Below are 12,565 nucleotides of genomic sequence, written 5' to 3'. Positions count from 1 at the left end.
CTTTTGATACGGCAGATGCAAGTTCGGGGGTTGATGCGCCACCTCCCATCGGTGCCTGCACGATAGGAAACGGAAAAGATTGTAGAACCATCCACTCACCTCCAAAAAATTTCTCCTCAGGAAAACTCTTAAAAATTCTTTATCTTATATCTATTGTACATGATGTGGAATGGAGAAAATAGATGAAATTTGGTTATGCGAGAGTAAGTACACACGCCAAAATGTTGTGTCCAATGGATCAATTAGAAAAAGAAACGTGTGATTTGATCATGCGAGAAAAATATACGGGCATCAAAACAGATCGACCTGTTTTTAATCAGCTGCTAGAGGAAATAAAAGAAGAAGATACCATAGTCGTCACTAAATTGGACCGACTCGCACGGAATGTACAAGAAGGCATTCAAGTGATTGAAGGTCTATTTGATAAGGGTGTACGTGTTCATGTGTTGAATGTGGGGATGCCCGAGAATACTACGATGGGACGATTCTTCTTACAAACGATGTTAGCTGTAGCAGAAATAGAGCGAAACATAATTATCGAAAGGGTCCAAGAAGGAAAAGCCTCCATGTTTAAACCCACTAGGAGCGGGTCATCTTTTATATGTATAATTGGTGAAAACTAGCTGATCAACAGACGTGATAAATTAAGTTAAACGAAGGTGTTAATTCTAATGTACAAGATACTAATGTCATTAGAATTAACATCTTTTTTAGTAGTACGAGAGAGCGTAAAATAAGTTAGGTATCACTATAGGACCGACACCGTATTCCCAGAATCAAAGTATTAATCATGTTGTGTGCATCTTTCACGAAACATTCTTTTCTTGTAGTTGTAGGCGCATTTATTCATCTATTTTACCTTTAGAAATGACTTCCAATTTCAACACAAAAATAATTTATATTTAGAAAATTTAGATTACTGTGTTGCGTTTGTAAAGTGTGTCTATTACAATGAAAAATAGATAAATAGAATGATCATTCCATTATACGGAATGATCATTAACACTTTTATAACGAATGATTTTAATGGATGCACTTTAGAAGGATATCCAAATTACATCAGGCATCCTTTAATTTAAGTCTAAATTTCAAGCGATACACACATTTAAGTCATATTTTAAGGAGGATCATTATGGAGAAGTTACTAAAAAAGACTGATTTTTCAAAACATATCAACAATGGGGATACGTTGCTTGTTGGTGGATTTGGTTTATCATGAACACCACTTACTCTAATTGATGAACTATCTATGTCTGGTAAAAAAGACTTGACGGTTGTTAGTAACAATTTAGGTGAAGCAGGGAAAGGTCTAGGAAAGCTATTGTTGTCTGGATCTTTGAAGAAAGCAAAAGGGTCGTATTTCACTACAAATCGGGATGCAGTACAAGCGTGGTCGGAAGGGGAATTGGAAATTGAGCTCGTTCCACAAGGTACTTTGGCTGAAGCCATTCGATGCGGTGGAGCTGGAATTGGTGGATTTTACACAAAAACAGCTGTTGGGACAAAGCTTGCTGAAGGTAAAGAAGAGAGGGTCATGGATGGAGAGACGTATATTCTTGAAAAAGCGATTAAGGGTGATGTTTCTTTGATCAAAGCTTTGAAAGCGGATACATTAGGGAATCTTGTATATGATCACACTGGTTGTAATTTCAATGCAGCGATGTCAACTGCTGGAAAAGTGGTTATTGCTGAAGTCGATGAAATTGTTGAAGCGGGTGAATTGGAGCCTTTAGAAATTGTTACACCACATGTGTATGTAGATTTTATCGTGTTAAATAAATACGTGAAAAAGAGAGGTGAATATGTTGAGTCAAACTGAGCGCATTAAAATTGCTAAAAGAGTGGTCAAAGAACTATCGGATGGGGAAGTGGTTAATCTTGGCGTGGGCATTCCGACATTAATCCCTGATTACCTTGGAGATAAAAAAGTGTATTTACAATCAGAGAATGGGCTGCTTGGAATGGGTCCGACACCGGATAAGGAAAATATTAATATGGACTTAATTAGTGCTAGTAAGAAACCGATTACGATGAATATTGGGGCGTCCTTGTTTGATAGTTCAGATTCCTTCGCTATGATTCGTGGTGGGCATGTGGATATGGCTGTGTTAGGTGCACTTCAAGTGGATCAACATGGTGAAATCGCCAACTGGGCGGTTCCAGGAAAGACGATTTTAGGTGTAGGTGGAGCGATGGATCTAGTTGCAGGTGCAAGGAGAATTGTTATCGCTTCTATGCATCTGGCAAAAGACGGTCAACCGAAACTTGTGAAAGAGCTGACCTTACCTAGTAGTGGTGTTAGAAAAGCTGATCTACTTGTAACAGAACACGCTGTTTTCAGGTTTACAGATAGGGGTACTGAACTCATCGAAATATTATCTGACATGAGTGTGGATGAATTGAGAAAAATCACAGGGGTCGAATTTAAGTATAGTGAAGAAAAAATTATTACGTAAAAAGTGGGGAGAGGTAAATGAAAAAAATAGCGGGATTATTTATAGCTGTGTTTACAATAACAATGGTTTTAGTTGGTTGTTCTTCTGATGCAGGAAGTGGAGCGGCTGAGGGTGGCGATGGAGAAATTCCTTCAGAAATCACCTTTGGTTCTGCGACTGTAGGAGGCTTTTGGTATACATTATCTGGTGCCATGGCTGATAAAATGGCAGATGTATTCCCTGGTTCTTCCACAACAATCGTTGAAGGTGGATCTATTTCAAACATATTAGGTCTTGGTGAGAGTACCTACCATATAGGTTTTAGTAACGGACAAACTGTCGAGGAAGCAGTAAACGGTAGTGGTCCATTCGAAGAAAAAATTGATAATGTCAGTACAGTAGCGACACTGTATCCAAATGTGTTCCACATTGTTGTACGTGCTGATTCGGATATCTATTCAGTGGAAGATTTGAAAGAGAAAATAGTAAGCCCTGGGATTAAAGGATATAGTGGTGAGCTTGCGTTCTTGGATATATTAGAACTTTCAGGGATTTCTTATGATGATCTAGAACGAATTGAATATATTGGGACTTCGGATGGTGCTGATTTATTGCGTGATGGTCATATCGATGCGATTGCGGGAATGATTGCTTCACCGGTATCGACTTTCCAAGAATTAGATACAACTTTGGGAATTCGCTTAATCCCACTTGAAGAAGAAGTGGTCGAGAAGCTTTATGAAAAGAATGAAGGGTACCTACCGTACACGATAGAAGGTGGCACATATCCGAAAGTGACAGAAGATGTAAATACGGTCGCAGGATACACTGTGTTGTTAGTGGATGATGATTTGATGAGTACAGATGATGTTTACAATTTAACCAAGATGATGGTGGAAAATGCAGATACATGGAAAACAATTTCTTCTGTCATGAATGACTTTGACGCTGAATATTCTGTTGAAAATAATGTCGGAAACATGCATCCAGGTGCGGAGAGATATTACAAAGAAGTTGGAGCAATGGAATAAATTGAATGTATTTTTTCAGCAAGGAGAGTGATTTTATGGCAAGGAAAGTAAACTTTGATTTAGACAAAATCGAAGAAAAAGCGACACACGACGAAGATGGTCTTCTGAATAATAGACTGCGCCCGTTAATGGGGGCAGTCGGCACATTTATTTCTATTATTGCGATCCTTATGTCACTTTTCCATTTGTATACAGCACTGTTCGGTGTTTTTGAATCGATTTTACAGCGGTCTGCCCACTTGGGTTTTGCGTTGATTCTTGTTTTTGCTATTTACAAGCCTACTAAAAAGGCATCTGAATCTAAGCTGATCCCCTGGTATGACTGGCTGCTGATTTTGCTTTCAGCTGGAGCTTATTCCTACTTTGTCTTTAATGCACAGGAGATTTCTTCGCGAATGAGCTACATTGAGCAATTGACAGGCTTTGAGATTACCATTGGTATTACTGCAGGTATTGTGTTGATTGAGGCCACAAGGCGGGTAGTGGGAAATACACTCGTCATTATCATTTTGGCTTTTCTGATTTATGGTATTTGGGGGCATTTATTCTCAGGAGCCCTCTCTCATCGAGAATTTTCGACAATGTGGATTATTGATCATTTGTTCTATACCGCTACTGGTGTTTTCAGTACACCACTTGGAGTATCAGCGACTTTCATCTTCATGTTTATCCTGTTTGGGAAATTTTTAGAGGTTTCTGGAGCGGGACAATTTTTTATTGATTTGTCCGTTGCTGGAATGGGGAAATATCGTGGTGGCCCGGCAAAAACAGCGATTGTAGCTAGTTCGATCCTTGGAACCATATCTGGAAGTGCTGTTGCAAATACAGTGACAACCGGTGCGTTTACAATTCCGCTCATGAAGAAAACTGGCTATAAACGTCACTTCTCAGGTGCCGTTGAGGCCGTTGCATCAACAGGTGGTCAAATTATGCCGCCGATTATGGGAGCGTCAGCATTTATTATCGCTTCATATCTAGGAGTTCCATATATGGATATTGCAATTGCAGCTATAATCCCTGCAGTACTATTCTATTTGTGTTTGTTTATCCAAGTGGACTTGCGAGCAAAGCGGATTGGACTTGTTGGCTTAAAGAAAGAAGAGCTACCGAACTTCTTGGGTATTTTCAAAAAAGGATTTATGTTCTTTATACCACTTGTTGTTATCGTTGTCATGCTTGTAGGAGGTAGTTCCCCAATGAAAGCGGGGCTTTATGCAATTGTTGGCACGATACTAGTAGCCGCTTTTAGTAAAGAGAGTCGTCTTTCATTCAAAACGATCGTTAAAGGACTAGATCTAGGAGCTAAGGCTGCCCTTGAAACAGCAATTGCCTGTGCGGCTGCTGGATTAATTATTGGAGTTATTGGATTGACAGGAATTGGTCTGAAGTTCAGTAGTATTATTATTGACTTATCAGGTGGTATTTTGATTTTAGCGCTAATTTTCACGATGATTACGAGTATCATACTTGGTATGGGACTTCCTACTGTTGCAGCATATATCATTCAGGTACCCTTAACAATTCCTGCCTTAATAGGTCTTGGTGTTGCACCAATTGCAGCGCATATGTTTGTGTTTTATTTTGCAGCATTATCAGCAATAACTCCACCAGTAGCTCTTGCTGCTTTTGCTGCAGCCGGAATAGCAAGATCGGAGCCGATGAAAACAGGTTTGACGGCTGTTCGATTGGGACTTGCTGCTTACATCGTTCCTTATTTGTTCGTATATGGCGAAACACTCTTATTGGTAGGGGGTGCGACACAAATAATTTTATCTGTAATTACAGCTATCATTGGAATAATTGGGATTGCTTGTGCCGTAGAAGGATGGTTACTTCGTCATGCATACTGGTATGAGCGGATCATCCTGTTTCTCGGTTCGATGTTAATGGTCGTATCTGGCATTTATACAGATATTGCAGGGGTCATCATATTAACGTTGATTTACCTGCTGCAAAGGAATGACAGAATAAAAATTATTGAAGAAGAAGCTGTACAAGCAAAGGGGATGTACTGATGAAAACAGTGACAATAGTTGGTTCAGGTGTTATGGGTAAAGGAATTGCATACGCTTGTGCCATATCCGGTTACAAAGTGTTTTTGAATGATTTAAATGAAGAAATCCTTCAAAAAGCGAAAAGTAGTATCGATCAATTACTCTATGAAAGCTTTGAAAAAGGTTTTTTGAAAGAAGAAGCATACGCTCTTGCCGAAGAAAACTTAAATTATGAAGTCGATCTTGCATCGGCAGCAAAAGATTCGCAACTGGTAATTGAAGCTGTACTCGAGAAAATTGATGTAAAAATCGATATCTTTAAGAAATTAGATAAAATATGTGAGCCGGATACAATTTTATCTACAAATACATCGACGATGAGCCCAACGGAAATTGGTGCGCAGACATCTCGCCCAGATAAAGTCATTGCTATGCATTTTTTTAATCCAGTGCATAAGATGAAGCTTATTGAAGTTATTCGTGGTTTGGAAACATCTGATGAAACAGTTGAAATTGTTAAAGCAGTTGCAACCAAGATGAAAAAACAGGCAGTTGAAGTAAATGAATTTCCTGGTTTTGTTACTTCAAGGATGAATTGTCTGATTGGCAATGAGGCAATGAACATGCTTATGGAAGGAGTCGCGAGTGCTGAAGATATTGATAAAGCAATGATGCTTGGGTTGAATCACCCAATGGGGCCTCTTGAACTTGCAGATCTCGTCGGGCTTGATACACGACTTCGGAATATGGAATATTTGTATGAAACATTAGGTGAGAAATACCGACCTTGTCCACTATTGATTAAATATGTAAAGGCTGGGAGGGTTGGAAAGAAAAGTGGTAGTGGTTTCTATGAATATACATAAGGAGGTAAGAAATGAAACAGTATGAATATCTGAATGTGAATATAAATGACGGAATCTATTGGCTTACCTTGAATCGTCCAGATGCTCGTAATGCCCTCGATGCAAAAATGTTTTATGAAATAGAAGTATCAGTGAAGCAGAAAAGAATGAGGGTGTAAAAGTTGTTATTGTCCAAGGTGCTGGGGACAAGTCGTTTGCTGCTGGTGCAGATATTAAAGATTTGAATGCTCGCAAACCTCTTAAAGCTCTAAATCCGGGATGCAAGGTCTTTACAACAAAATTGAGAACTGAAAGAAGGTTACAATCGCTGCTGTTAGTGGCTATGTACTAGGAGGAGGAAGCGAACTTGCATTAGCGTGTGATATACGTATTGCAACAAAAAATGAAAAATTCGGAAGATAAGGAAGAAGGCACAAAGGCTTTTATTGAAAAAGGAAAAGCAGAATTTCAGAATAGATAAAAGGAGATGATGAAATGAATTTAGAATTTTCGGAAGATATAGAATTGTTGCGCTCGAATGTACGGAAATTTGTGAGAGAAGAAGTAGAACCACTAGCCATGGAAATCGAGGTGAACGATCAAATCCCAGAAATGATTGTGGAGCAATCAAAGGAAATGGGCTTGTTTAGCTTGAGTATCCCAGAAGAATATGGTGGTTTGGGGCTTGATATGGTTGGGAAATGTGCTATTTACGAAGAACTTGGAAAAACACACAATGGCTATACGACGCTGATCGGAGCACATACGGGGATTGGAACGGTTGGTATCGTTGAGCTAGGAACAGAGGATCAGAAACGGAAATACTTACCGAAAATGGCGACGGGGGAATGGATTGGTGCTTTTGCGCTGACAGAACCTAGTGCTGGATCCAATGCCGCGAACTTAAAGACAACAGCTACAAAAAAAGGTGACAAATACATTTTGAATGGCTCGAAGCATTACATTACAAATGCTCTTGATGGAAATATTTTCACGGTTATGGCAGTAACAGACAGCTCTAAAGGAGTGAAAGGCATTACGTCTTTTATTGTTGAAAAAAACTTCCCTGGCTTTGTTCTTGGTAGTGTGGAACAGAAAATGGGTCTAAGAGGTTCACATTCAGCAGAGTTATTTTTTGAGGACATGGAAGTGCCTGCTGAAAATGTCTTAGGAGAGGAAGGACAAGGTTATATTAATGCTTTAAAGATACTTACAAACGGTCGTGCCGGGCTTGCAGCACGTAACCTTGGATCGTGTGTGAAATTACTTGAGCATTGCTTGTCATATGCAAAAGAACGCGAACAATTTGGTAAGCGCATCCTCGAAGTCCAAGCAGTTCAGCATATGTTAGCAGAGATTAGCATGCAAATCGAAGTTTTAAGGTCAATGACGTACCGAGTCGCATGGATGACCGATCAGAGACAGCGAGTCGTTAAGGAAGCAGCGATTGCAAAATTATTTGCATCTGAAGTTTACAATAAAGTGGCTGATCTTGCAGTCCAAATCCATGGTGGTATTGGCTATATGAAAGATTATCCAATCGAGCGGTATTATCGTGATGCACGGATAACTAAAATATACGAAGGAACATCTGAGATTCAACGAAATATTATTGCGAGCGAATTGGTCCGCGAACTAATGAAAAAGGAGTGAGAAGTGCAGTGGAATCATATATTGTTGGATCAGTACGGACAGCCATCGGGAAAATGGGAGGCACGTTGACAAACGTAACAGTAGATCATTTAGCAGAAAAGGTAATCCGTGAAGTGTTGCAACGATCCGGTGCAGAAGTGGAAGTAGATGAAGTTATTCTAGGCCAGGCGAAGCAAAGTGCTGATACATCCAATTTGGCACGACTTGCTGCTCTACGCGCCGATTTGCCTGTATCTGTGACAGGTTATACAGTTCATCGTCAATGTGGTTCAGGTTTGCAGGCGATCAATAATGCAGAAATGCAGATTAAGCTAGGATTATCCGATGTTGTTGTTGCTGGTGGTGCGGAGAGTATGAGTACGGCCCCTTATTACATTCGTAACGCTCGATACGGTTATCAAGCAGGGAACGGACTTCTTCTTGATCCGAATACAGAAAGCCAGCCGTGTTCACAACCAGTGGAAACATATGGGAATCTAACGATGGGTTACACAGCGGAAAACTTAGCGGAACAATACAATATTTCCCGTGAAGAACAAGATGAATTCGCCCATCGAAGTCAAGAGCTTGCAGACAAGGCAATTAAAGAAGGACGCTTTGTAAACGAAATTGTGACTTTCGATGTGAAGGGACGAAAGAAAACAATCCCGTTCAATATCGATGAACATCCACGACTATCTAACCCAGAGAAACTGAGCAAGCTACGCGCTGTTTTTAAAGAAAATGGAACGGTTACTGCAGGAAACTCAAGTGGAAGGAACGATGGAGCTGCGGCAGTCTTAATGATGAATGAAGGGAAGATGAATCAATACGGCCTAAAGCCAAAAGCAAAAATCATTGCACAAGCTGTTAGTGGCGTATCCCCTGAAAATATGGGAATAGGCCCCGTAGATTCGACATTTAAAGCATTGAAGCAATGTGGGTTATCAATGAACGATATTTGTCTAATAGAATTGAATGAAGCTTTTGCTGCACAAGCATTATCCGTTATAAAAGAAGCAAAAATGGATATCAATCGAGTGAATGTCAATGGGGGGGCAATTGCGTTCGGGCATCCGATTGGTGCAACAGGAGCAATCTTAATGACGAAGCTATTATATGAAATGGAACGAAGAGGTGAAAAATACGGGCTTGTTACACTTTGTATCGGTGGTGGGCAAGGAATTTCCACAATCATCGAATACCTCCAATAAAAATGTCGGCCTATTATAAAATGAGAAAAAACAGGAGAGGAACTCATGAAAACTAAACATATCGTGCAAATTCTCCCAATGTATCATACCGATGGAGAAGATACGTTGAAAAAACTTGCCCACGTTACAAAGTTTGATACATTTGACGAACAGATCGTCATTGATTTTTTGGACAACAATAAAGTTGATGGTATTATCCTTCGTGCACCAGCGAAAATTACGCCAGCAATTCTTGACGGATGTCACCATGTAAAAGCCATTTCTGGAGCTGGAGTTGGCCTCGATAATATCGATGTCGCTTATGCCACAAAAAGAGGCATTCGTATTCTTCATGCACCTAAAACGAATAGTCAGGCGACAGCTGAACATGCGATCAGTTTGCTACTTGCGACAATGAAGGACATTCCCTTGTTTCACAAGGAAACGCAGATGGGTAATTTTGGTTCACGTGATGAAAAATATACAAGGGAGTTACATAATAAAAAGCTTGGTCTTATCGGTTTTGGTTCGATTGCTCAAAAAGTCGCTAAAATTATGAAGTATGGATTTAATATGAATGTACTCGTATATGTGCGCACCATAGATGAGCCCAGAAAAAAGCTCGCTGATTCTCTTGGTGTTGAACTGACAACATCGATAGAGCAAGTGTTTCATGAAAGTGATGCGATTAGTTTGCATATCCCATTAACAGATGATACGAAAGAGCTAATAGACAGAACATACTTTGATATCATGAAACCATCTGCCGTGTTTATTAATACTGCACGTGGAGGAATCATCAATGAAGAAGATCTTGTTGCAGCACTCAAAAGTGGGAAAATATTTCGTGCTGGAATCGATGTGTTTACTATTGAACCTCCACCGTCAGATCATCCGTTTTTTGATTTGGAAGAAGTGATCGTTACGCCACATATTGGTGGAATTAGCTTGGAAGCGGCAAAGGCAACATCAGTAATCATAGCAGAAAATCTTGTAAAAGCGATCAATGGCGAGCAGTTGATGACGATAGCTAACAGAGAACAACTGGTAGCCAAAGAAAGGACTTGATCGGATAATGAACAAACAATTAGAAAAGGTCTTTCACGAATTTGAACAGAGCGCTTTTTGGAATTTTCTTGGTCTTGAATTGAATGAACTAAAGGAGGGGTTTGCTAAGATAACATTGCCAATCCAGCCATCTTTTATCAATGTGAAAAAGTCTGTACATGGTGGTATTTATACATCTGTTCTTGATACAACGATGGGAATCGCGGCCCGTTCTTTAGGGTTTGATGAAGTCGTAACTCTGCAAATGAATGTCCAATTCCTACAATCAATTGATAACGGAGTCATGTACTCAGAGGCGAGCGTTTTGAATCGAACACGATCCACAGCACTTATGGAGGGGAAACTGTGCGATCAGGAAGATAATTTGATCGCACATTGCACTGGTACGTTCAAAATATCAAAAGTGGATAAACCATGAAAATCCAAACAGACATTACGCAACTGTTAGGTATTCGTTATCCAATTATCCAAGGGGGGCTGCAGGGCCTTGGTACTTCCCATCTTGTGTCGAAGGTTTCTGAAGCAGGTGGCCTTGGCCTTATCACAGCAGGAAGTTTTGAAACGAAAAAGGATATGTTACAGGACATTGATATAGCCCGGAGGCTGACTGATAAACCGTTTGGTGTCAATATTGCAATAGGTATTAGAAAGCCAATGGATGAATTCATAGATGGAGTGATCGAAGGAGAAGTCCCAATAGTCTTTACTTCAGGAAATAATCCGGAACCCTTTATCGACCGCTTGAAAGAAAAAGATATTAAAATTGTGCATGTAGCACCGTCAATCCGTTTTGCAAAAAAAGCGGAATCACTTGGTTATGATGCAGTTGTAGTCAACGGTTATGAAGGCGGAGGACATTCTGGGAAAGACGATACTACGAGCTTGACACTCGTACAAAAAGCAGCGAATGAACTAAATATTCCAGTTATTGCAGCAGGTGGCTTTTCCACTGGGAAATCGCTTTTAGCTGCACTCGCCCTTGGTGCAGAGGGGATTCAGATGGGGACGCGTTTCTTATTGTCAAAGGAAGCGATACTACATAACCGTGTTAAACAACTTCTAGTTAGAATGCAGGAGAACGATACGATCCTTGTAAAGAAATCCATCGGTAAAACTGCACGTGTGTGGAAGAACGCACGTTCAATAGAACTCGCTAAATTTGAAGAAAAAGGCGCCACTTTTGAAGAAATTTTTCCGTACATTAGTGGAGAATCATACGAAGAATTGATCAGAAACGGCAACGTGGAATCAGGTGTAATAGCACTTGGTCAGACTGTCGGTTTAATCGATACAATTAAGACAGTAGAAGGAATTATTCAAGAGATTAGTAATGAATATGATAAACAACTACAAAAATTAAATCTGCTGCAGAAAGGAGATAGTTTAGAATCATGAAGACTTCCGAACAGGAAATTGCAGTTATTACTGGTGCTGCTAAAGGTATTGGTCTTGCTATTACAAGAAAACTTGGTGAAAAAGGTGCACACGTTTGTCTACTTGACCAAGATGAAAAAGGATTGAAGAAAGCTGTGAAAGAATTAGATTCTCTGGGTATTTCCAATGAATCAGCTAAAGTTGACATAACAGACGAAAATGATGTTAAAAAGATTTTTTTCCACCTCGGATACAAACATAAGAAAATCGATATACTTGTCAATAATGCAGGCATTACTAAAGATAATTTGCTTTTTAAAATGACAACTGACGACTGGACGAAAGTCATGGATGTTCATTTGAAAGGTGCATTTCTATGTAGCAAATATGCGCAGGAATGGATGGTGAAAAACAAATATGGGAGAATCATCAATCTATCATCTGTGTCGGCACTGGGAAATAGAGGACAGGCAAACTATGCAGCCGCTAAGGCCGGCATCCAAGGGTTCACAAAAACATTAGCGATTGAATTAGGAAAATTCAACATTACTGTGAATGTAATCGCTCCCGGTTTCATTGTTACCGACATGACAAAAGCGGTGGCAGAACGTATGAATATCTCTTTTGAAGAGCTAAAAGAATCAAAAATTAATCAAATACCAGTAAAACGTGCTGGTACACCGGACGATATAGCAAATGCAGCATGTTTTTTTGCAAGTTCGTCATCTTCATTCATATCTGGACAAGTGCTGTATGTTGCAGGAGGTCCTAAACAATAAGGAGTTACTTGTAAAAAGCGGGAAATAGGATTGGTGGAATTGGACCGGAAGTTGTCAAAGCATTAAAATCCATTGATCAGAACAGATGGATGAAGAATTAGCCCGGATAGGGAGTACCCATCTATGTTTGAACCTGTCCACGGATATCGGCGCGCCAGATATTTCTGTTAAAAAATTTGTAAAACTAACAGCTGCGATCTGGTCCATTCTCCAA

General features: G+C 39.9%; 13 protein-coding genes and 2 pseudogenes. All 15 read left to right on the top strand.

Annotated elements, in window-relative coordinates; all coding sequences use genetic code 11:
• Positions 1-182: 182 nt before the first annotated feature.
• A pseudogene (locus AB1471_RS06815) lies at positions 183-563 on the top strand (recombinase family protein); the annotation flags it as partial.
• A 569-nt stretch (positions 564-1,132) separates the two neighbouring features.
• Positions 1,133-1,819, top strand: a pseudogene (locus tag AB1471_RS06810) (CoA transferase subunit A).
• Positions 1,803-2,456 (top strand): 3-oxoacid CoA-transferase subunit B, encoded by a 654-nt coding sequence (locus AB1471_RS06805; RefSeq protein ID WP_367778980.1) that lies wholly within the window; start codon positions 1,803-1,805, stop codon positions 2,454-2,456. Before AB1471_RS06810 ends, AB1471_RS06805 begins: the two are co-directional and overlap by 17 nt.
• A gap of 17 nt (positions 2,457-2,473) precedes the next feature.
• Entirely contained in the window at positions 2,474-3,466 is a 993-nt protein-coding gene (locus tag AB1471_RS06800) for a TAXI family TRAP transporter solute-binding subunit (protein ID WP_367778979.1), read from the top strand.
• Between the two features lie 35 nt (positions 3,467-3,501).
• Positions 3,502-5,481, top strand: coding sequence for a TRAP transporter permease (locus AB1471_RS06795; protein WP_367778978.1), 1,980 nt, complete (start codon positions 3,502-3,504; stop codon positions 5,479-5,481).
• Positions 5,481-6,326 carry a 3-hydroxyacyl-CoA dehydrogenase gene (locus AB1471_RS06790; RefSeq protein ID WP_367778977.1) on the top strand — a complete coding sequence of 282 codons (846 nt, stop codon included), beginning with the start codon at positions 5,481-5,483 and terminating at the stop codon, positions 6,324-6,326. The genes AB1471_RS06795 and AB1471_RS06790 overlap by 1 nt, the downstream gene beginning before the upstream one ends.
• A gap of 11 nt (positions 6,327-6,337) precedes the next feature.
• Positions 6,338-6,484 carry a hypothetical protein gene (locus AB1471_RS06785; RefSeq protein ID WP_367778976.1) on the top strand — a complete coding sequence of 49 codons (147 nt, stop codon included), beginning with the start codon at positions 6,338-6,340 and terminating at the stop codon, positions 6,482-6,484.
• Positions 6,454-6,657 (top strand): enoyl-CoA hydratase/isomerase family protein, encoded by a 204-nt coding sequence (locus tag AB1471_RS06780; protein WP_367778999.1) that lies wholly within the window; start codon positions 6,454-6,456, stop codon positions 6,655-6,657. Before AB1471_RS06785 ends, AB1471_RS06780 begins: the two co-directional genes overlap by 31 nt.
• Positions 6,630-6,728, top strand: a complete 99-nt coding sequence (locus tag AB1471_RS06775; RefSeq protein WP_367778998.1) for an enoyl-CoA hydratase-related protein — start codon at positions 6,630-6,632, stop codon at positions 6,726-6,728. The genes AB1471_RS06780 and AB1471_RS06775 overlap by 28 nt, the downstream gene beginning before the upstream one ends.
• Before the next feature lie 72 nt (positions 6,729-6,800).
• Positions 6,801-7,958, top strand: coding sequence for an acyl-CoA dehydrogenase family protein (locus tag AB1471_RS06770; RefSeq protein ID WP_367778975.1), 1,158 nt, complete (start codon positions 6,801-6,803; stop codon positions 7,956-7,958).
• An 8-nt stretch (positions 7,959-7,966) separates the two neighbouring features.
• Positions 7,967-9,151: a thiolase family protein gene (locus tag AB1471_RS06765; protein ID WP_437342337.1), complete on the top strand. Its 1,185-nt coding sequence runs from the start codon at positions 7,967-7,969 to the stop codon at positions 9,149-9,151.
• 45 nt (positions 9,152-9,196) lie between these two features.
• Positions 9,197-10,198, top strand: a complete 1,002-nt coding sequence (locus tag AB1471_RS06760) for a hydroxyacid dehydrogenase (protein ID WP_367778973.1) — start codon at positions 9,197-9,199, stop codon at positions 10,196-10,198.
• Between the two features lie 7 nt (positions 10,199-10,205).
• The gene (locus tag AB1471_RS06755) at positions 10,206-10,616 is read left to right on the top strand and encodes a PaaI family thioesterase (RefSeq protein WP_367778972.1); all 411 of its coding nucleotides are present in this window, start codon (positions 10,206-10,208) and stop codon (positions 10,614-10,616) included.
• A complete protein-coding gene (locus tag AB1471_RS06750) occupies positions 10,613-11,593 on the top strand; it encodes an NAD(P)H-dependent flavin oxidoreductase (RefSeq protein WP_367778971.1) in 981 nt (326 codons plus the stop codon). The genes AB1471_RS06755 and AB1471_RS06750 overlap by 4 nt, the downstream gene beginning before the upstream one ends.
• Positions 11,590-12,351, top strand: a complete 762-nt coding sequence (locus AB1471_RS06745) for an SDR family oxidoreductase (RefSeq protein WP_367778970.1) — start codon at positions 11,590-11,592, stop codon at positions 12,349-12,351. The genes AB1471_RS06750 and AB1471_RS06745 overlap by 4 nt, the downstream gene beginning before the upstream one ends.
• The last annotated feature ends 214 nt before the right edge of the window (positions 12,352-12,565 follow it).

Source organism: Jeotgalibacillus marinus (assembly GCF_040801915.1).
GTDB classification, from domain to species: domain Bacteria; phylum Bacillota; class Bacilli; order Bacillales; family Jeotgalibacillaceae; genus Jeotgalibacillus; species Jeotgalibacillus marinus.
Note: the sequence above shows the minus strand (reverse complement) of the source record. Positions and strands in the feature narration are given on the sequence as shown.